The organism is Sphingomonas molluscorum, from assembly GCF_039522995.1.
Taxonomy (GTDB): domain Bacteria; phylum Pseudomonadota; class Alphaproteobacteria; order Sphingomonadales; family Sphingomonadaceae; genus Sphingomonas; species Sphingomonas molluscorum.
In genome coordinates this window covers 37,616-56,021 of the sequence record NZ_BAAAEL010000001.1, presented here as the reverse complement: position 1 = coordinate 56,021, position 18,406 = coordinate 37,616, and the positions used below count along the sequence as shown (strand labels likewise).

Annotated in this window: 18 protein-coding genes and 1 riboswitch; of the genes, 14 read left to right on the top strand and 4 right to left on the bottom strand. The window is 68.6% G+C overall.

What is annotated here, in order from left to right; translation table 11 throughout:
* The first annotated feature begins 24 nt into the window (after positions 1-24).
* Positions 25-1,347 carry an erythromycin esterase family protein gene (locus tag ABDZ92_RS00290; RefSeq protein WP_125961383.1) on the top strand — a complete coding sequence of 441 codons (1,323 nt, stop codon included), beginning with the start codon at positions 25-27 and terminating at the stop codon, positions 1,345-1,347.
* 95 nt (positions 1,348-1,442) lie between these two features.
* Positions 1,443-1,886, top strand: a complete 444-nt coding sequence (locus ABDZ92_RS00285) for an NIPSNAP family protein (protein ID WP_125961382.1) — start codon at positions 1,443-1,445, stop codon at positions 1,884-1,886.
* A 54-nt stretch (positions 1,887-1,940) separates the two neighbouring features.
* Here ABDZ92_RS00285 and metE read toward each other — a convergent pair whose 3' ends face one another.
* Together metE and ABDZ92_RS00275 are read right to left on the bottom strand one after the other, a co-directional pair.
* A complete protein-coding gene (gene metE / locus ABDZ92_RS00280) occupies positions 1,941-4,229 on the bottom strand; it encodes a 5-methyltetrahydropteroyltriglutamate--homocysteine S-methyltransferase (RefSeq protein WP_125961381.1) in 2,289 nt (762 codons plus the stop codon).
* 107 nt (positions 4,230-4,336) lie between these two features.
* Positions 4,337-4,557, bottom strand: a riboswitch (cobalamin riboswitch).
* 102 nt (positions 4,558-4,659) lie between these two features.
* The gene (locus ABDZ92_RS00275; RefSeq protein WP_125961380.1) at positions 4,660-6,939 is read right to left on the bottom strand and encodes a TonB-dependent receptor domain-containing protein; all 2,280 of its coding nucleotides are present in this window, start codon (positions 6,937-6,939) and stop codon (positions 4,660-4,662) included.
* Between the two features lie 180 nt (positions 6,940-7,119).
* On the opposite strand from ABDZ92_RS00275, the gene ABDZ92_RS00270 reads away from it, so the two are divergent.
* On the top strand, positions 7,120-7,689 hold the full coding sequence (locus tag ABDZ92_RS00270) for a hemerythrin domain-containing protein (RefSeq protein ID WP_125961379.1): 570 nt from the start codon (positions 7,120-7,122) through the stop codon (positions 7,687-7,689).
* Between the two features lie 56 nt (positions 7,690-7,745).
* Here the strand turns inward: ABDZ92_RS00270 and ABDZ92_RS00265 are convergent, their stop codons facing one another.
* A complete protein-coding gene (locus ABDZ92_RS00265; RefSeq protein WP_125961378.1) occupies positions 7,746-8,765 on the bottom strand; it encodes an SDR family oxidoreductase in 1,020 nt (339 codons plus the stop codon).
* 145 nt (positions 8,766-8,910) lie between these two features.
* Here ABDZ92_RS00265 and ABDZ92_RS00260 point away from each other — a divergent pair, with 145 nt between their 5' ends.
* The 3 genes from ABDZ92_RS00260 (at position 8,911) to ABDZ92_RS00250 (ending at position 11,048) form a co-directional block, all read left to right on the top strand.
* Positions 8,911-9,288 (top strand): hypothetical protein, encoded by a 378-nt coding sequence (locus tag ABDZ92_RS00260; protein WP_241211896.1) that lies wholly within the window; start codon positions 8,911-8,913, stop codon positions 9,286-9,288.
* Positions 9,279-9,707, top strand: coding sequence for a GNAT family acetyltransferase (locus ABDZ92_RS00255; RefSeq protein WP_425542266.1), 429 nt, complete (start codon positions 9,279-9,281; stop codon positions 9,705-9,707). The genes ABDZ92_RS00260 and ABDZ92_RS00255 overlap by 10 nt, the downstream gene beginning before the upstream one ends.
* 105 nt (positions 9,708-9,812) lie before the next feature.
* Positions 9,813-11,048: a family 1 glycosylhydrolase gene (locus tag ABDZ92_RS00250; protein WP_125961376.1), complete on the top strand. Its 1,236-nt coding sequence runs from the start codon at positions 9,813-9,815 to the stop codon at positions 11,046-11,048.
* Between the two features lie 147 nt (positions 11,049-11,195).
* Here the strand turns inward: ABDZ92_RS00250 and ABDZ92_RS00245 are convergent, their stop codons facing one another.
* A complete protein-coding gene (locus tag ABDZ92_RS00245) occupies positions 11,196-11,375 on the bottom strand; it encodes a hypothetical protein (protein WP_125961375.1) in 180 nt (59 codons plus the stop codon).
* Positions 11,376-11,546: 171 nt separating this feature from the next.
* Between ABDZ92_RS00245 and ABDZ92_RS00240 the strand changes: the two genes are divergently transcribed.
* From ABDZ92_RS00240 to ABDZ92_RS00205, 8 genes are all read left to right on the top strand, one after another.
* Positions 11,547-12,107 (top strand): TPM domain-containing protein, encoded by a 561-nt coding sequence (locus ABDZ92_RS00240; protein WP_125961374.1) that lies wholly within the window; start codon positions 11,547-11,549, stop codon positions 12,105-12,107.
* 109 nt (positions 12,108-12,216) lie between these two features.
* Entirely contained in the window at positions 12,217-13,170 is a 954-nt protein-coding gene (locus ABDZ92_RS00235; RefSeq protein WP_125961373.1) for a hypothetical protein, read from the top strand.
* Positions 13,171-13,327: 157 nt separating this feature from the next.
* Positions 13,328-13,675: an ArsC family reductase gene (locus tag ABDZ92_RS00230; protein ID WP_125961372.1), complete on the top strand. Its 348-nt coding sequence runs from the start codon at positions 13,328-13,330 to the stop codon at positions 13,673-13,675.
* A 49-nt stretch (positions 13,676-13,724) separates the two neighbouring features.
* Positions 13,725-14,591 (top strand): 3-methyl-2-oxobutanoate hydroxymethyltransferase, encoded by an 867-nt coding sequence (panB, locus tag ABDZ92_RS00225; protein WP_125961371.1) that lies wholly within the window; start codon positions 13,725-13,727, stop codon positions 14,589-14,591.
* Positions 14,592-14,659: 68 nt separating this feature from the next.
* Entirely contained in the window at positions 14,660-15,382 is a 723-nt protein-coding gene (locus tag ABDZ92_RS00220; protein ID WP_125961370.1) for a tetratricopeptide repeat protein, read from the top strand.
* Entirely contained in the window at positions 15,379-16,713 is a 1,335-nt protein-coding gene (locus tag ABDZ92_RS00215) for an outer membrane protein assembly factor BamB family protein (protein ID WP_125961369.1), read from the top strand. Before ABDZ92_RS00220 ends, ABDZ92_RS00215 begins: the two co-directional genes overlap by 4 nt.
* A gap of 18 nt (positions 16,714-16,731) precedes the next feature.
* On the top strand, positions 16,732-18,087 hold the full coding sequence (gene der, locus ABDZ92_RS00210) for a ribosome biogenesis GTPase Der (RefSeq protein ID WP_125961368.1): 1,356 nt from the start codon (positions 16,732-16,734) through the stop codon (positions 18,085-18,087).
* The gene (locus tag ABDZ92_RS00205) at positions 18,084-18,284 is read left to right on the top strand and encodes a sulfurtransferase TusA family protein (protein WP_125961367.1); all 201 of its coding nucleotides are present in this window, start codon (positions 18,084-18,086) and stop codon (positions 18,282-18,284) included. Before der ends, ABDZ92_RS00205 begins: the two co-directional genes overlap by 4 nt.
* The last annotated feature ends 122 nt before the right edge of the window (positions 18,285-18,406 follow it).

Below are 18,406 nucleotides of genomic sequence, written 5' to 3'. Positions count from 1 at the left end.
CTCCCGCAACGGAGAGGCAGGCGGATGGTGGCAGAAGACGACACGCGCCGGGCGGCGCAGCTGGTGGCAGGCGCTGCCGAACCGCTGCCCGATTTCGACGATCCGGCATTCGGAGCGCTGTTCGATCGCTTCGCCGACGCCCGCGTGGTGTGCCTGGGCGAGGCGAGCCACGGCACCTCCGAATTCTACCGCGCCCGCGCCGCCATCACCCGCCACCTGATCGAGCGGCACGGCTTCACCATGGTCGCGGTCGAGGCGGACTGGCCCGATGCGGCGGTCATCGACCGCACCGTGCGCGCAAAGCCTGCGCCGCCCGAGGCGCCGACCCCCTTCACCCGCTTTCCCGCCTGGATGTGGCGCAATGCCGAGTTCGACGGCTTCGTGGAGTGGCTCACCGCCCACAACGCCGAACGGGAGGCGTCCGCCCGCGTCAGCTTCCACGGTCTGGATCTCTACAACATGACGGCGTCGGTCGCCGCCGTGATCGGCTATCTGGAGCGGGTCGATCCGGCGGCCGCCGCCGAGGCCCTCCGCCTCTACGGCTGCCTGAAGCCGTGGAAGGAGCAGCCCGAACGCTATGGCCGCATGGCGCTGAGCGAAGGCCATGGCCGATGCGAATCGGCGGTGGTGCAGCTGCTGCGCGACCTGTTCGCCAACGAAGCCGCCTATGCGCCCGGCGATCCGGACTCGTTCCTCGATGCGGCGCAGAATGCCAGGCTCGTCGCCAATGCAGAGGCCTATTATCGCGCCATGTACTATGGCTCGGCGGCCAGCTGGAACCTGCGCGACGAGCATATGGCCGACACGCTGGAGCTGCTGCTGCAGCGCAAGGGGCCGGATGCCAAGGCGGTGGTCTGGGCGCACAACAGCCATGTCGGCGACGCCCGCCGGACCGACATGGGCCAGAGCCGCGGTGAGCTGAACCTCGGCCAGCTGGTGCGGGAGCGCTACGACGGCGCCGCTTGCCTGATCGGCTTCGGAACCCACGCCGGCACCGTCGCCGCCGCCGACGACTGGGATGAACCGATGCAGGTCATGACGATCAATCCGTCCCGGCCCGACAGTTTCGAACGCATCCTCCACGACAGCGGCGTCCCGCGCTTCCTGCTCGATCTGCGCGAGGGGGCAGTAAGCCCCGAACTGCGCGAGGCCCTCACGGCCGAACGGCTCGAGCGCTACATCGGCGTCATCTACCGCCCCGACACCGAGCGCTGGAGCCACTATTCCGAGGCGTCGCTGGCGCAGGAATATGATGCCTTCCTGTGGTTCGACACCACGACGGCCGTGCAAGCCACGGCGGCAAGCGGCGAGGCGGGGCAGGACGAGACCTGGCCGACGGGATTGTAGAGGGACGACCGCGACCGGCCGGAACCGCGCCGCCGGAGTGGCGCGCGGGCACGCATGGTGCCTATGATCGCCCCGCACCTGTCCGGGAGATCTCAATGCGCTTGCTGCTCGCCGCCTGTCTTGCCGCTGCGGCAATCGCCAGTCCTGCCGCCATGCGTCCGGCGATCGCCCAGTCCCCCGCACTCGATCCGAAGACCGCGGTCTATGAGTTGCGCATCTATTACCCCGCGCCCGGCAAGCTCGCCGCCCTCAACGCCCGCTTTCGCGAGCATACGCTCACGCTCTTCGCCAAGCACGGCATGCACAACGTCGCCTATTGGAACGAGCAGCCGACGGCGGAAGCACCCGAGGGCCGGCTCGTCTACGTGCTCGCCTACCCGAGCCGGGAGGCGCGGGAGGCGAGCTGGAAGGCGTTCGGCGCCGATCCGGAATGGCGTGCGGTGGTCGCCACCTCCGAAGCCGGCGGGAAGCTGGTGACGAAGATCGACAGCGTGTTCATGACGCTGGCCGACTATTCCCCGCGCCTGCCGCTCCGCTGAGCCGAGACGGGGAGGCTGCGTGCCGCCGATCCGGCACGCAGCCGCTCTTCAGCGCTAAGCGGCGCGCAGCGTGCGTGCCGCGGCGACCATCGCCTCAATTGCCGGCTTCACCTCGTCCCATTTGCGCGTCTTCAGTCCGCAGTCCGGGTTCACCCAGAGCTGCTCGGGCCTCAGATGCTGCTGGGCGAGCCGCATCAGCTCGACCATCTCGGCCTCGCCCGGCACGCGCGCGGAGTGGATGTCGTACACGCCCGGCCCGATCGCGCTCGGGTAGCGATACTTGGCGAACGCCTCCAGCAGCTCCATCTGCGACCGCGCCGTCTCGATCGAGATCACATCGGTGTCCATCGCGCCGATCGACGGCAGGATGTCGTTGAACTCGGAATAGCACATGTGCGTGTGGATCTGGGTGCCGTCCGCCACGCCTGCGGCCGAGAGACGGAAACAGTCCACCGCCCAGTCGAGATACTGCTGCCAGTCGCGCTTCCTGAGCGGCAGGCCCTCGCGCAGCGCCGCCTCGTCGATCTGGATCGCCCGGCATCCGGCCGCCTCCAGGTCCTGCACCTCATCGCGGATCGCAAAGGCGATCTGCCGGCAGGAGGTCTCGCGCGGCTGGTCGTCGCGCACGAAGCTCCAGTTGAGGATCGTGACCGGCCCGGTGAGCATGCCCTTCACGGGCTTGTCCGTAAGCCCCTGCGCAAAGCGCCACCAATCCACCGTCATTGGATGGGTGCGGCGGACGTCGCCGAACAGGATCGGCGGCCGGACGCAGCGCGAGCCATAGCTTTGCACCCAGCCGTTCACCGTGAAGGCGAAGCCGGCCAGCTGCTCGCCGAAATACTGCACCATGTCGTTGCGCTCGAACTCGCCGTGGACGAGCATGTCGAGCCCGACCGCTTCCTGCCAGCGGATGGCGCGCTCGGTCTCCTCGCGCAGGAACTGGTGGTAGCCGGCGTCGTCCAAATTGCCGCGATTATGCTCGGCCCGGGCGTGGCGTACCTCGGCGGTCTGCGGGAAGGAGCCGATGGTGGTGGTGGGGAAGGGCGGCAGGTCGAGCAGCTCGGCCTGGGCACGCGTGCGCTCGGCATGGCCGGAACGGCGCTCCCGCATGTCCGGCGTCGCCCCCGCCACCCGCGCCTGCACCGCCGCGTCGTGGATGCGGGGCGACACCTTCCGGTTCGCTGCCGCCTCCGCCGCCGCCGCGAGCGGCCCGGCCACGCTCTCCCGCCCTTCGTTCAGCGCGCGCTTGAGGACGGCCAGTTCCTCCACCTTCTGAATCGCAAAGGCGAGCCACTGCTTCACCTCGGTGTCGAGCTTGGGTTCGAGCGCGAGATCGACGGGCACGTGCAGCAGCGAGCAGGACGGCGCCAGCACCAGGTCGCGCCATGCCGCGATCGGAGCGAGCCGTTCTAGCACCGCGTCCAGGTCGGCACGCCAGACGTTGCGCCCGTCGATCACGCCCAGCGACAGCAGCAGGTCCTTGGGCGCCGCCCGAAGGACGGCATCGAGCTGCCCTGGCGCGCGCACGAGATCGACGTGCAATCCCTGCACCGGCAGCGCGGTCGCCAGAGCCAGATTGTCCTCCAGCCCGCCGAAATAGGTCGTCAGCATCAGCTTCGGGCCGGACCGCTGGAGCGCGGCATAGGCGCGGGTGAAGGCTGCCCGCTGCTGCTCCGACAGATCGGTCACCAGGATCGGCTCGTCGATCTGCACCCACTCGGCCCCGGCATGGGCGAGATGGCCCAGGATGACACGGTAAAGCCCGAGCACCTCGTCGAGCAGGTCGAATGGGTCGATGCCGTGCCCCTTGGCCAGGCTCAGCCAGGTGATCGGGCCGAGCAGCACCGGCCGCGTCTCATAGCCCTGCGCCTGGGCCTCGCGATACTCCTCGACCACCTTCAACCGACCGAGCGCGAGCTTGCGGCCGGGTTCGATCTCCGGGACGATATAGTGGTAGTTGGTGTCGAACCACTTCGTCATCTCGCCGGCGGTCACCGAACCATGCGCATGGCCGCATCCCGCATGCTCGCCGGTGGTGCCCCGCGCCATCGCGAAATAGGTCGCCAGGTCGGTGACCCCGTCCGCCGCGCCATAGCGGCTCGGGATCGCGCCCAGCATCACGCTGGTATCCAGCACGTGGTCATAGAGCGAGAAGTCGTTGGAGGGCAGCCAGTCGGCCCCCAGCGCCTTTTGCCGCGCCCAGGCGGCGGTGCGCAGGCCCGAGGCGGCTTCCTGCAACTCGGCTTCGCCGATCCTGCCGGACCAAAACTTCTCCAATGCGAACTTCAACTCGCGGCGCGGCCCGATGCGGGGAAACCCCAAGGTCGCGATCGTCACTGTCATGTCTTCAACCCCGAAGAGGGCGAAGCGCCGGACCGAGCGCAGGCAGGCACGCGCCAGGGATCGCCCGGCTGCACACGCACGCGACCAGACCGGGCACCCCGCCGGTGGACGTTATGGCGTCAAAGGCAGGTCTCCTGGCTCGCGGGTCAGCACAGACGATCCGTCTTCCCGAGACGCGGGGCGCCTCAGTGACATGATTGGATCGCCGCTCGCCGCTTACAGTTGCGGGGGCAGCGCCGGCCTTGCCCCATCAGGAGCGCACCGGCTTCCCGTCTTAGCTCCGGCGCAGGCAAGCGCCCGGCCGGAGAACCTCGACGCAATAAGCATCGGCAAAAATCATGGTCCGGTCAACCATCATATAAAGAAATCTTTATATGACGCTCTCCCTGGGTTGGAAAAGGGGGGCGGAAGCGCGGGTTCCGCCACCCGATCAGAAAGCGTGGCGCATGCCGATCACGACGTTGCGGCCACGCAGCGGCGACTGCTCCTTGACGAAGGAGGTGTGGGCGAACGCCAGTTCGTTGAGCAGGTTACTGCCGCGTGCATAGAGCTCCACCGCCCGCGCGCCGCCCAGGTCCATGCGATAGCTCAGCGTGGCGTTGAGCATGTCGTAGCCCGCCGTGGGCGTCTCGTAGGAGGCGACCTTGTCCTGCTCGAACGTGCGATAATATTCGACGTCACCCGAAAGCGGCCCGGCGGCAAGGTCGAAGCGCGCGCCCAAGCGTCCAGGCGGGATGCGGGGCAGGTTGTCGTCCGCGCGCTTCAGCTTGGCATCGACATAGTCGCCGAACACCGTCACCCGCGACTGGGGCGTCAGCTGGTAGCTGAGTTGGCCGTCGATCCCGGCGAAGCGCGCATCCGCCGCCGTGTAGATCAGGAAGTCGTGCGGAACGCCGGTCTCGGTCTCGGTCTCGATCAGGCGCGCGAAGACATAATCGTCGACCTCCTGATAGAACAGGCCGATCTCGAACTCGAACGGACCGCCCGCTTTGCGGAACGTCAGGTTGATCGCGTCGGTGGTCTCCAGAATGTCTTCGGCGGACAGCCCCTCCTCGCCCAGGATCGGGTTCCCGACCGCAAGCCCGAGTTCGTAGCTGTTGGTCGCCAGGTTGTTGCCGCGCGCGTACAGCTCGCGCACGCTGGGCGCGCGTTCGGTATGCCCCAGCGAGAGCGCCAGCCCATATCCGCGCCCGATGTTCCAGTTGGCGGCAAGCGAGGCGGAGAAGGGATCGTGCTTCACGGCCGGGTTGCGAGCACGGAACGCGTCGACGTCCTCGCGCTCCAGGATCTGGCGCCAATCCGGGCCATACCATTCGGCGAAGAGGTCCTGCAGCTCGGCATCGAGGGTGATGCGATAGGGCGGCACCGTCACGTCCACCTTGCGCCAGTCCTTGCGGACCGCTGCTTCAACGTCGACGGAGCCGAACGACCGCCGCTCCGACAGGAAGATGCCGAAGTTGTCGGTGAGGTAATCGGGACTTCCGTCAAAGCCATAGGCTCCGTCCGGGAAGGGCTTGTGCCGGTCGTTGACGTTGATGCCGCCAAACCTGCCGTCGGTATATTGCACCCCCAGCACGCCCGTGAACCCGAGGAGCGGCTTGTGCGTCAGCTCGAGGCGCCCGTCCCAGACTTCGTTGGTGTAGCGGCTGAACAGCAGCGCGCCGTCGATCTCGTCATGGGCATAGTCGGTATAGGAGAGGCGCGCGCGCGTGTGGGAAAAGCCGGGTAGGAGGTCGTCATAGTCGGCCCGGACATCGACACGGTCGCTGCGCAGCTTGATATAGGCCGTGTGGTCGTCGGGCGAGCCGAACGGATCCTCCCAGCTGCCATGTGCGCCGCAATGCAGGTCCAGCCCGTGCGTGTGGCAGACGCCGTTCAGATGGCTGTGGCCGGGCAGCCCATATTGGCTCTCGATGCGTGAATAGGCGGCGCCGACATAGCCCTTGGCGGTGATCCAGGAGGCGCCGAACGCATAGCTGGTGCTTTCGGCGAAGGAGTCGCGCAGCTTGTCGGAGCCGTAGCTGTCCGGCACGTCATAGTCGTCCGCCGCTCGACGCGCTCCCTCGGCATGGAGAGCGAACTGGCCGATCCCGGCCGTTACGCGGCCGACGACGGTCTTCTCTTGGTCGCCGGTGCCGAAACGCACCTCCGTCGCGCCGGCAAGGCCGCCGACCGGCACCACCTTGGGCACCTTGCTGTCGATCAGGTTGATCGCGCCGTTGGTGGCATTGCCGCCATAGCGGGTCGCGGCAGGCCCGCGCTGGATCTCGATGGCGTCGAGCAGCAGCGGATCGGTCGTGATCGCGTGGTCCGGCGACACCGATGCCACGTCGAACAGGTTCGCGCCGTCGCTCAGCACCTCGATGCGGGGCACCGTCTGGCCGCGGATCACGGGACGCGATGCGCCGCCGCCGAAATTGTCGAGGTGCACGCCCGGCAGGCCGGCGAGCGTCTCGCCCAGGCCGCCTTCGCGACGATGCGCCAGTTCGTCGCCGGCCAGCACCTGCACCGGCAGGGCATTCTCCTCCGTCTCCAGGGAACGGCCGGTGACGACGATCTCGCGCGTGCCGACGTGGCCACGCGCGTCGACTTCCGCCTCTTCACCCCCGGTCACCGCCTCCTGTGCCCACGCCGGGGCCGGCGCACCCGCCGCAAAAGCGGTCGTCGTCAGCAGCGCTGCTGCGCCGCGGTGCATGTTTCGAAAACCCATGGTCTTGCTCCCCGCCTCTTTAGACCGGCGCCGTCTAGGTGATGTTATATCGTTAAATCAAGATGCGACGTGCGTGTACGTTCGAACGAGTGTTCTGCACCAAGCCGCGCCATTCCCCTCCCGCTGCGGAACGGCCGCGCCACGCCTGTCGTTGAGGCGGAAACGGTGAGGAGCAAGCAGATGGCCACGACACAGCAAGCATCTTCGGGAAATGTCGGCCGCACGGTCGCGATCGGCGCCGCGACGGGAGTGGCCGCCGGCCTCCTCGCCAACTTCCTGCGCAAGGCCGCGGTTCAGGCCCCGACGGTGATGGCCGGCCGCTGGGACAAGGCGCTGGCGGCCGAGCATGCCGCGGCGCTCAAGATCTTCGACCTGCTGGAAAAGACGAAGGACAAGGACACCGCCCGCCGTGCCTTCCTGCTGATGCAGTTGAAGCATGCGATCAGCAAGCATGCGTTCCAGGAAGAGAACGTCGTCTACGCGATGATGCGCGACCAGGGCCTGACGGAGGCGGCGGACCATCTCAATCACGAGCACGGAAATGTGAAGCAGTATTTCTTCGACCTGAGTGAGATGCCCAAGGACGATCCGGCCTGGCTTCCCAAGCTCAAGGAGTTCCGCGTCCTGATCGAAAGCCACATGCGCGAGGAGGAACAGGACCTCTTCCCCAAGCTGCGCGATCAGCTGTCGGAAACGCAGAACAAGCACATCACCGCCGCAATGAACAAGGAAGGCCTCAAGCTCGCCTGAGGGCGCTTCCCTCATCCCGGCCGCGGCCGCCGCTCCGAATCCCAGCGGAGCGGCGGTCACGGCTCCGGCTTGCGGCCCCGCGCACGAACGGCGAGGCCCAGCGCCGCACCCGCCAGTGCAACGGCCCCCAGCGCAATCCCCGGGTGCGTGCGGGTGGCCGTGAAGGCGCTGACCGATCGCCCCTTCTGCTCGCCCTCGGTGACCCCATCCTTGCCGTCCGGCGCGTAGAGATTGCCCGGGTTCACCGGCACCGGCTGGGCGGGGTTGGCCAACAGCACCCCCATGTTCTGCGCCACCCGGTCGAACAGCAGCGGCACCAGCTGGGCACCCAGCACCTGCAGCTTGCCGACGCCGCCCACGGTCAGCGACCGCCGCGGGTGCTGCGCCGCATCCAGGATCGCGTCTGCCACTACCGACGGGGCGTAGAGCGGCGGCGGCAGCTGCGCCTTGTATCCGGTCAGGTTGCGGCCGTGCTGGGGAAAGGGGGTGCCGACCGGGCCGGGCTTGATGAGGGTGATCGACACCGGCGCACCCTCCGCCATCATCTCCAGCCGCAGCGAATCCGTGAACCCCTTCACCGCATGCTTGGACGCCGTGTAGGAGGAGATGACCGGAGACGGCATGTCCGAGTTGATCGACCCCACGTTGATCAGCGCGCCGCCGCCCGGCTTCTCCTTCAGGTGGCGCAGCGCTGCCAGCGATCCGTACACTACCCCCCAGTAATTGGTCTCGAACACCTGGCGGTGGTCGGCGGTGGGCGTCTCCAGCGCTGCGGCATAGACCCCGATGCCGGCATTGTTCACCCAGGTGTCGAAGCCGCCGAAGTGATCGATCGCAAAGGCCGCCGCGCGCTCGACTTCCTCCTCCTGCCCGACGTCGGCCACAAAGGTGGCGGCGCTGCCGCCGGTGGTCTGGATCTGGTCGCGCACGCGCGCCAGCGCGTCGCCGTCGCGCGCGATCAGCACCACCCGCGCGCCTGCCGCCGCCGCCCGGCGGGCCGTCTCCAGCCCATGGCCGGAACTTGCGCCGGTGATGACGATCACCTGCTCGGAAAGCGGCTTCAGCTGGGCCTTCATGCTACCTCGTCTGGCTGTGCGGCGCCTCGAAGGGGAGGGCCGTCCGGAGCGCTGAACGAGCCGGAGTTGCGATCCGATCCCTCCCGGCTCTGGCGGCGGCGGGGGCGCTTGGCTATGCGGGCGCCTTGCAGGGGAGGGGGCGAAGATGAACGCGCGAAACGTCTACATACGAGGCATGGGCCTGGCGACGGCGCTGCTGTTGTCCGCCTGTTCGGACGAGGCGCCGTCTTCGGACCCGGCGCTGCCGCCGCAGGCCGCCGCGACCAGCCTTCCGCCCGCGATGCTCGGCCGCTGGGGGGAGGACGCGGCCTGCGCCCATCCGCTCGAGGTTGCGGCGGATCGCATCGCTGGCGCCCGCATCGACGCGGTGACCAATGCCGCCGATGGCGCGGTCGACGTCGACACCTCCGCGGAGGTCGACGGCATCACCACCGGCCGCCGCTATCGGCTCGCACGGTCCCGCGGAGAACGGCTGGCCGTCACCGTCGACGGCATCACCACCACCCGCATCCGTTGCCCGTGACCCCGGTCGAGGCAGGCCCCGACGATGCCGCCGCGGTGGTCGCGCTGTGGCAGGCGGCTGGGCTGACGCGGCCCTGGAACGATCCCGACGCGGATTTCGCCCGCGCGCTTGCGGCCGCAGACTCGGCGGTGCTGGTGCTGCGCGACGGCGCAGCGCTGATCGGCAGCGTCCTTGTCGGCTATGACGGCCACCGCGGCTGGGTCTATTATCTCGCCGTCGCCCCCGATCGCCGCCGCCACGGGCTCGGCCGCACGTTGATGCTGGCCGCGGAGGCATGGCTGCGCGCCCGCGGCTGTCCCAAGATCCAGCTGATGGTCCGCACCGGCAATGCCGATGCGCTCGCCTTTTACGATCGGCTGGGGCTCGCCCCGCAGGACGTCGTCACCCTCGGCCGCTTCCTGGATCCCGAGCCCGCCTGACTGGGCGGGCCTGCGCCTCGAAACCTTCGCGCCGCGGCCCGCGTTCCAGCCCCTGGTCTCGGCCGCCTCGCCTGATGCGATTCGACCGGCTGCCGGGAGAGGCGGATGGCGCACTTCATGTTCTGCACGGGGATCGAGAGCAGCATCCCCACCATCGACAACGGCCGGGTACGCGTCGACCAGATGGAGTCCTGCGGCCATTACGCGCGCTGGCGGGAGGACTTCGACCTCGTCGAGGACCTCGGCATCCACTTCCTCCGCTTCGGCCCGCCGCTCCACAAGACGCTGCTGGGGCCGGGCAAATATGATTGGGAGTTCGCCGACCTCACGCTCGGGGACCTCCGCCGCCGCAACATCACGCCCATCGTCGATCTCTGCCACTTCGGCGTGCCGGACTTCGTGGGCGACTTCCAGAACCCCGATTTCCCGCAGCTCTTTGCCGATTACGCAGCGGCCTTCGCCCAGCGCTATCCCTGGGTGCAGCTCTATACCCCGGTGAACGAGATGTTCGTCTGCGCGGTCTTCTCCGCGCTCTACGGCTGGTGGAACGAGCAGCTCGCGAGCGACCGCGCCTTTGTGACCGCGCTCAAGAACATCGTCTATGCCAACGTCCTCGCGATGCGGCGCATCCTGGAGCATCGCGCCGACGCGCTGTTCATCCAGAGCGAGTCGTCGGAGTATTTCCACGCCGACAGTCCGGCTGCGATCCGCCCTGCCGAGGTGATGAACGCCCGCCGCTTCCTCAGCCTCGATCTCAACTACGGCCGCCGGGTCGACAGCGCGATGTACGAGTATCTGATGGATAACGGCATGACGCGTGAGGAGTACCACCGCTTCCACGGCAACCGGCTGAAGCAGCACTGCATCCTCGGCACGGACTATTACTGGACCAACGAACATCGCATGCACCAGGACGGCCACAGCTGGGCCTCGGGCGAAGTGTTCGGCTACTGCGAGATCACCCGCCAATATTACGGCCGCTACGGCCTGCCGGTGATGCACACCGAGACCAACATCGCCCAGGGACCGAACGGCGACGAGGGTGTCAACTGGCTGTGGAAGGAATGGGCCAACGTCCTCAGGCTGCGCAACACCGGCATCCCGACGGTGGGCTTCACCTGGTATTCGCTGACCGACCAGATGGATTGGGACACCGCGCTGCGCGAAAAGAACGGCCGGGTGACGCCGGTCGGCCTCTACGACCTTGACCGCAACATCCGCCCGGTGGGCAAGGCGTACAAGCAACTGATCGCCGACTGGCGCGACGTGCTGCCGGCGCAGAGCCTGTGCCTGGTGGTCCCGGTCGTGCCGCCCTCGTGGAGCCACCCCACGGGACCATGACTGCCGGCGAGCCGGTCGATCGCCTGCGCACCGGCCATTTCCGGCAATCGAAGCGTCCGCTCTCCGGTGCCCCTGCCACTGGGAGCTACAAGGCGAGCCACGGCAGGACGGGGAGGGGGCGGCCGGTTTGGCACGCCTCCTCGCACGCTATTCCTCGGCCGAGCTGTCCTTGTCGTCGCCGGTCTTGTCCGGCGACTTCTTCTTCGACGCCTTGCGCGCGCCGGTTCCGGTGGCGCCGCCCCGGCCGGTGCCGGTGCTGCCCCTCGCACCATCGCCGCCCTTGGTCGTGATCGCACCCGGATTTCCGCCTGCACCTTTCTGAGCCATGTCGAGTCTCCGTCAGGGAAGATGATCCAACCCGCCGCCCAGGCCCCAGTTCCGCCGCGCCGCTCGAGCGCTCCCGAGAAGTCGGGCGCGGGGCTGGCGCCCAGTAGCGGGCCGTCAGCGACCCCGGTGGCGCACGTTGACGACAGATTGCCGGCGCGCCAGCGTGCCTCCATGAAGCAGCTGACATTGTTGATGCTCGTCCTTGCCGCTGCCTGCTCAGATGGACCGGCAGGAAACCCGTCTGTCCAGGATAGCCGTTCAAGGCAGTCCCAGGCGTCGTCACAGCCGGCGGTCGTCCTGACAGGGTACGTCACCGATGCCGCCGGCATCATAGATGCCGCGCGAGGAGAAGCGCTTTCCAAGCGCCTGAACGCGCTTGAACAGGCGACGGGTCATCAGATGGTCATCGTGACCGTCCCTTCGCTGGATGGGCGGGACGTTGCCGCCTTCACGACCGCTTTGGCCAACGCCTGGGGGATCGGGCGGGCAGAACACTACGACGGCGTCGTCCTCCTCGTTGCTCCCAACGAACACAAGGTGCGGATCGCAGTCGGCTACGGCCTTGAGAAAACCCTCCCCGACGCGCTTTGCGGCCATATCATCGAGGAGCAAATGCTGCCCCGCTTTCGGCAGGGCGAGCTGGCAACGGGGATCGAAGCCGGAGCGTCGGCCCTGATCAATCAGCTGACCCAGTCTCGGGATCGCTCGCGTCCCGTCCTCCCGACTGCCTGAGTTGTTGGCGACTTGGCGCGGCTGCGCGCAAGTCTCCGAACCAGCTTCACAGCTATCGGCGCCCTCGTTACTGAGGCCGCCAGCGAATGGGGCAGTAACTTCAGGGGGAATGACTTTGCGCACCGTGTGGATCAAGGTTCTGGCGTCGGTTTCCGTGTCGATGCTCGCCTGGGGTGCCGTCCCCGCGGATGCGCAGTTCGGCATGCTCGGCGATCTCGCCAAGCGCGCGGGCGTCTCGATGCCCAGTCTGCGCAAGGAGCCGATCACCACCAGCCTTCCCGACGCGCGCTGGGGCGATCCCAGCCAGGACGGGTTCGTGCCGCGCGAGGCCAAGCGCAACCTTGCCGAACTGCAGCGCACGCCCAACGGCGGCTTCGTCCTGCAGCCGGGCTATTACAGCTTCCACGATCAGAGCTATTGCCTGCACGCCGGCACCCACGGCCCGGGCAACGGCGACGGCTATCTCTATGCCCCGCCGCTCGGTGCGGCCAAGGGCGCCGTGATCACCATCGTCCGCAACTCGGTCCAGCACCCGGAGATCGACCAGCACACCATCCAGGCGCTGCTGTGGGCGATCCTCTCGCGCGCGAAGCTGGAGGACATGTCGAACGAGCATCGCGCCGCGGCCGCCCAGCTGCTGACCCCGCGCCAGCTCGCCGGCCTCAACCGCGGCGTGCTCGACATGCTCTCGTCCGGCCCGATCGCGGACAACCTGCCGTCCGAGGTGCGCGCCGTGCTCCGGGCGGAGGCGGACCTGCGCCAGATGCTGACCACGCCCGGCACCAGCTACAGCGAGCTGGAGCGCGTGGCGGTGCTCGCCGGTATGGCACCCGTGGGGGCGGGCAGCCGCGACGTGCCGACCGGCCGCTGGAGCCACCATCCGGACGGCTACTGGGTCCGCTACCTGCCCAGCAGCTACACCAACACGGTGGTCGAGATCTGGGTCCCCGCCGATGCACCCGGCGCCGGCAAGGAGTTCGACCCCGCCACCCACATCGCCGTCCCGGGCAACACCGCCCGCCAGCGCCTGATCCAGTCCGGCCGCGCCTACCGCGCCAGCTGACCGGGCACGGCTCGCCGGCCATCGGCTAAGCGCGGGCGGCTTCTCCCCTCCCTGGAAGGGAGGGGCCGGGGGTGGGTACCGCCGAGGCACTCGGCGGTCGCCTTCCCGAGGACGCGGGGTTACGGCTCGAACCAACCAAAACCACCAAGGACCCGATGTGACCGCCACCCTGTACGGCATCCGCGCCTGCGACACGATGAAGAAGGCGCGCAGCTGGCTGGAGGAGAAGGGCGTCGCCTTCACCTTCCACGACTACAAGACCGCGGGCGTCGACCGGCAGGCGCTGGAGCGTTGGGTCGACCAGCTCGGCTGGGAGGCGCTGCTCAATCGCTCCGGCACCACCTTCCGCACGCTGCCGGAGGAGCAGCGCGCCGACCTCGACCGCGATCGGGCGATGGCGATCATGCTCGCCAACCCTTCGTCCATCCGCCGCCCGGTGCTGGAGGATGGGGATGCGTTGCTGGTCGGCTTCAAGCCGGATGCCTATGCGCAGCACTGGCGCTGATCCGCGCGAGTGACTGGCGCGCTGGCGCCGCAACCTCTATTCCGCCCCCATGTCCACCACCTCCTCCATCGAGGGCGGCGCGCGTCGTGCTGATCCCGCGTCGCCTCCTCCCAAGCGGCTGACCGTGCCCGCGCTCCGCGCCCGCAAGGGTGCCGATGCCGAGCCGCTGGTGATGATCACCGCCTATACCGCGCGCATGGCGCAGCTGCTCGATCCGCACTGCGACGTGCTGCTCGTCGGCGACAGCCTGGCGCAGGTGATCTACGGCCTGCCGTCGACCGTGCCGGTCACGCTGGAGATGATGGCGGCGCATGGTGCGGCGGTGGTGCGCGGCAGTGCCCATGCGCTGGTCGCGATCGACATGCCCTTCGGCAGCTATGAGGCGAGCCCGGCCCAGGCGTTCGAAAGCGCGGCGCGGCTCCTCAAGGAGACCGGCGCCGCCGCCGTCAAGCTGGAGGGCGGGGAGGCGATGGCGCCCACCGTGCGCTTCCTTACCGAGCGCGGCATCCCCGTGATCGGCCACATCGGCCTGACGCCGCAGGCGGTGAACCTGCTCGGCGGCTATGGCGCGCGCGGCCGCAGCGAGGCGGAGGCCGCCAAGATCGTCGCCGACGGCGTCGCGATCGCGGACGCGGGCGCCTTCATGGTCGTGATCGAGGGCGTGCTGGAGCCGATCGCGATCGCAGTGACGGACCGCATCGCCTGTCCCACCATCGGCATCGGCGCGTCGGCGCAGTGCGACGGCCAGGTCCTGGTGGGGGAGGACATGCTCGGCCTGTTCGATCGCACCGCCCGGTTTGTGAAGCGCTACGAAGATCTCGCCGGCCGTATTTCGGCCGCGGTTGAGGCCTATGCGGGGGAGGTGCGGTCGCGTGCGTTTCCCAACGCCGAACACCTCTATCAACCCAGGGTTTGAACGGCTTTCGTTTCCCTTCCCGCGCGGCTAGATAGCGCGCTTCGTTCGCCGCACGCATGGAGTAGGACTTGGCGCTCACCCCCCAGAATAACCAGGCCTTCCTGCGCGAGGTCGACGAGGAACTGCGGCGCGACCAGGTGGCGAGCTTCGGCCGCCGCTACGGCCTGTGGGTCGCGGTGGCGATCGTCGCGGTGCTGGCGGCGTTCGGCGGCTGGATCTGGTGGCAGCACCACCAGAAGGAGAAGGCGGCCGAACAGGGCGTGCTGCTCCAGCAGGCGATGGACGACCTGGGCGCGAGCAAGGTCAATGCCGCCACGGGCGCGCTTGCCAAGCTCGAGAGCTCGGGCAGCGACGGCTACCGCGCCTCGGCGAAGTTCGTGCAGGCCGACATCCTGCTCAACAAGCAGGACCTGAAGGGCGCCGCCGCCAAGTTCGCCGAGGTCGCGAACGACACCTCGCTTCCGGGCGAGTTCCGCGACCTTGCGCTCCTGCGCCAGACCGCGGCCGAATATGACACGTTGAAGCCCCAGGCCGTCGTCGATCGGCTGCGCGGCCTCGCCAGCAAGCAGAGCCCCTGGTTCGGCAGCGCGGGCGAGATGGTCGCGGTCGCCTATATCCGCCTGGGTCGCCGTGACCTGGCCGGCAAGATGTTCGGGGAAATGGCCCAGACCGAGAGCGTGCCGGAATCGATCCGGCAACGTGCGGTTCAGATGGCCAGTGCTCTTGGCGTAGACGCGCCCGCCCCCAAGGCGCCGACGACCCCCACCTCAGAGGAAAAGAACGCAGGATGAGGACCAGCGCGAAGCTGATGACGGCCGTGGCAGCGCTTTCGCTGCTGGGCGGCTGCGGCATCTTCAAGGGCGATGGCAAGCGCAAGACGCCGATCCTTGGCGAGCGCGTGCCGATCCTGTCCGCGGAGAATGACGTGACGGTCGATCCGTCGCTCGCCGCGGTGCAGGTGCTGCTGCCGCCCCCGGTCGCCAATGCCGACTGGACCCAGCCGGGCGGCAACGAGTCGAAGGCGATGGGCCATCTCGCGCTTGCCGCTGCGCCCAGCCGCGTGTGGACCGCCCGCATTCCCGGCGGCACCACCCGCGTCCGCCTGGGCGCCGCTCCGGTGGTCGCCGGCGGCCGCCTCTACGTCATGGACGTGGAGGGCGTCGTCCACTCCTTCGACGCGACGACCGGCGCTGCCGGCTGGACCGCCAGCACGGTCAAGGATGCCGATAACGGCAACCAGGCGGCGCGCTTCGGCGGCGGCGTGAGCGTCGGCGAAGGGCGCCTGTTCGCCACCAACGGCCTCGGTGACGTGGTCGCGTTCAACGTGGCGGACGGTGCCGAAGTGTGGCGCGCCAAGCCGGGCGGCCCGCTGCGCGGTGCGCCCACGGTCGCCAACGACCAGGTCTATGTCGTCAGCCAGGACAACCAGCTGTTCGCGCTGGCGCAGGCCGATGGCACCGTCGTCTGGACCCAGGCCGGCTCCGTCGAGAGCCAGGGCGTGTTCGGCGTCGCCGCACCCGCCTCGGCACAGGGCACCGTGGTCGCCGGCTTCTCCTCGGGTGAGCTCAACGCCTATCGCTACGAGAACGGCCGCTCGCTCTGGGCGGACAGCCTCTCGCGTACCAGCGCCACCACCTCGGTCTCCTCGCTCGCCGACATCGATGCGGAGCCGGTGATCGACGCCGGCCGCGCCTATGCGGTCGGGCAGGGCGGCCGCATGGTCGCGCTCGAGGTCACCAGCGGCCAGCGCCTGTGGGAGCAGAACCTCGCCGGCATCTCGACGCCCGCCGTCGCCGGAGAGTGGCTGTTCGTCGTCACCGACGATGCGCGCCTGCTTTGCGTCGCGCGCGGCAGCGGCAAGATCCGCTGGATGCACCAGCTGCCCCGCTACCAGAACGAGAAGAAGAAGAAGGGCCCGATCCTGTGGGTCGGCCCGGTGCTCGCCGGCAATCGCCTGGTGCTCGCCAACTCCGAAGGCCAGCTGGTCTATGCCTCGCCCGAGGACGGCACCGTCAGCGCCACCGTGGAGGCTTCCAGCGGCCCGATCGGCCTGTCGCCGATCGTCGCCAACTCGACCCTTTACCTGCTCGATGACTCGGGCACGATCAGCGCCTGGCGCTGATCGCTGCTGAAAACGGACATGCCGCTTCCTACCGTCGCCATTATCGGACGCCCCAATGTGGGCAAGTCGACGCTGTTCAACCGGCTCGTCGGCAAGCGCCTCGCGCTTGTCGATGACCAGCCCGGCGTCACGCGCGACCGGCGGGAGGGGGATGCCAACCTCCTCGGCCTGGAATTCCGGATCATCGACACCGCCGGGTTCGAGGACGAGGACCCGCAGAGCCTGCCCGGCCGCATGCGCCAGCAGACGGAGGCGGCCGTCATGGACGCCGACGTTGCGCTGTTCATGATCGACGCGCGCGTCGGCGTGACCCCGCTCGACGAGGAAATCGCCCGCTGGCTGCGTGCCGCCGATCGCCCCGTCGTCGTACTCGCCAACAAGGCAGAGGGCCGCGCCGGCGAGACGGGCGTGATCGAGGCGATGGCGCTCGGCTTCGGCGATCCGGTGCCGCTTTCGGCCGAGCATGGCGAGGGTGTGGTCGACCTGTTCGACGCGCTGCGCCCGTTCGTCGACCGCGAGGACGAGGAAGAGCCGGAGGAGGATCCCGAATCCCCCGACGCGCCACTCAAGCTCGCGATCGTCGGCCGCCCGAACGCAGGCAAGTCGACGCTCATCAACCGCATGCTTGGCCAGGACCGGCTCATCACCGGCCCGGAAGCCGGCATCACCCGGGATTCTATCGCGATCGAGTGGGAATGGGAGGGCCGTCCGGTCCGCCTGATCGACACCGCCGGCATGCGCAAGCGCGCGCGCGTGCAGGAGAAGCTCGAGAAGCTCTCCGTCGCCGACGCGCTGCGCGCGGTCGACTTCGCCGAGGTCGTCGTGCTGCTGCTCGACGCCACCCGCGGGCTCGAGGTGCAGGACATCAAGATCGCCGATCGCGTGCTGCAGGAAGGTCGCGCGCTGGTGATCGCCCTCAACAAATGGGACGTGGCCGAAAACGCCTCCAGCCTGTTCAACGGCGTCAAGGGTGCGCTCGAGGAAGGCCTGGCCCAGGCAAAGGGCGTGCCGCTGCTCACCGTCTCGGCCTTCAGCGGCAAGGGCATCGACACGCTGCTCAAGGTCGCGTTCGAAACGCGCGAGGCGTGGAGCCGCCGCGTGTCGACCGGCCAGCTCAACCGCTGGTTCGATCGCGCGATCGAGGCCAATCCGCCGCCCGCGCCTGGCGGCAAGCGCATCAAGATGCGCTACATCACCCAGAACAACACGCGTCCGCCCAGCTTCGTGCTGTTCGGCACCCGCGTCGACATGCTGCCGGAAAGCTACAAGCGCTACCTCATCAACGGCATCCGTCGCGAGTTCGATTTCGGCGCGGTGCCGGTGCGACTGAACCTGCGCGCGCCCAAGAACCCGTTCGACAACAAGGACGGATGATCGACGCCCGCGGCCTGCGCTGCCCCTGGCCGGCCCTGCGCCTGGCCAGGGCGCTGCGCCAGGGGGAGCACCCGGAGCCGTTCGAAGTGCTCGCCGATGATCCCAATGCCGAACGCGAGATGCGTGCCGTGGCCGAGGCCGCCGGCCGCCGCCTGATCCGCCTCGCCGACGCCCGCTTCGAAGTCCATCCCGCCTGAGCGGGGCGGATTGCAACCGGCGCCCCGCCGGCGTACCACCACCCCGTTCTCGGGAGTTTTCGAAATGATCCAGCGTCACCGCTAAGGCGGCAAAAACCTGCGCCAGCGGAGCGATCCGCCGA

What these genes read in the sequence shown, in the direction of transcription:
- panB (WP_125961371.1), top strand. Translation starts at nt 13,725, where the DNA reads ATGTCCACCACCTCCTCCATCGAGGGCGGCGCGCGTCGTGCTGATCCC.
- ABDZ92_RS00235 (WP_125961373.1), top strand. Translation starts at nt 12,217, where the DNA reads ATGACTTTGCGCACCGTGTGGATCAAGGTTCTGGCGTCGGTTTCCGTG.
- ABDZ92_RS00215 (WP_125961369.1), top strand. Translation starts at nt 15,379, where the DNA reads ATGAGGACCAGCGCGAAGCTGATGACGGCCGTGGCAGCGCTTTCGCTG.
- ABDZ92_RS00240 (WP_125961374.1), top strand. Translation starts at nt 11,547, where the DNA reads ATGAAGCAGCTGACATTGTTGATGCTCGTCCTTGCCGCTGCCTGCTCA.
- ABDZ92_RS00205 (WP_125961367.1), top strand. Translation starts at nt 18,084, where the DNA reads ATGATCGACGCCCGCGGCCTGCGCTGCCCCTGGCCGGCCCTGCGCCTG.
- metE (WP_125961381.1), bottom strand. Translation starts at nt 4,229, where the DNA reads ATGACAGTGACGATCGCGACCTTGGGGTTTCCCCGCATCGGGCCGCGC.
- der (WP_125961368.1), top strand. Translation starts at nt 16,732, where the DNA reads ATGCCGCTTCCTACCGTCGCCATTATCGGACGCCCCAATGTGGGCAAG.
- ABDZ92_RS00245 (WP_125961375.1), bottom strand. Translation starts at nt 11,375, where the DNA reads ATGGCTCAGAAAGGTGCAGGCGGAAATCCGGGTGCGATCACGACCAAG.
- ABDZ92_RS00290 (WP_125961383.1), top strand. Translation starts at nt 25, where the DNA reads ATGGTGGCAGAAGACGACACGCGCCGGGCGGCGCAGCTGGTGGCAGGC.
- ABDZ92_RS00260 (WP_241211896.1), top strand. Translation starts at nt 8,911, where the DNA reads ATGAACGCGCGAAACGTCTACATACGAGGCATGGGCCTGGCGACGGCG.
- ABDZ92_RS00275 (WP_125961380.1), bottom strand. Translation starts at nt 6,939, where the DNA reads ATGGGTTTTCGAAACATGCACCGCGGCGCAGCAGCGCTGCTGACGACG.
- ABDZ92_RS00270 (WP_125961379.1), top strand. Translation starts at nt 7,120, where the DNA reads ATGGCCACGACACAGCAAGCATCTTCGGGAAATGTCGGCCGCACGGTC.
- ABDZ92_RS00265 (WP_125961378.1), bottom strand. Translation starts at nt 8,765, where the DNA reads ATGAAGGCCCAGCTGAAGCCGCTTTCCGAGCAGGTGATCGTCATCACC.
- ABDZ92_RS00285 (WP_125961382.1), top strand. Translation starts at nt 1,443, where the DNA reads ATGCGCTTGCTGCTCGCCGCCTGTCTTGCCGCTGCGGCAATCGCCAGT.
- ABDZ92_RS00250 (WP_125961376.1), top strand. Translation starts at nt 9,813, where the DNA reads ATGGCGCACTTCATGTTCTGCACGGGGATCGAGAGCAGCATCCCCACC.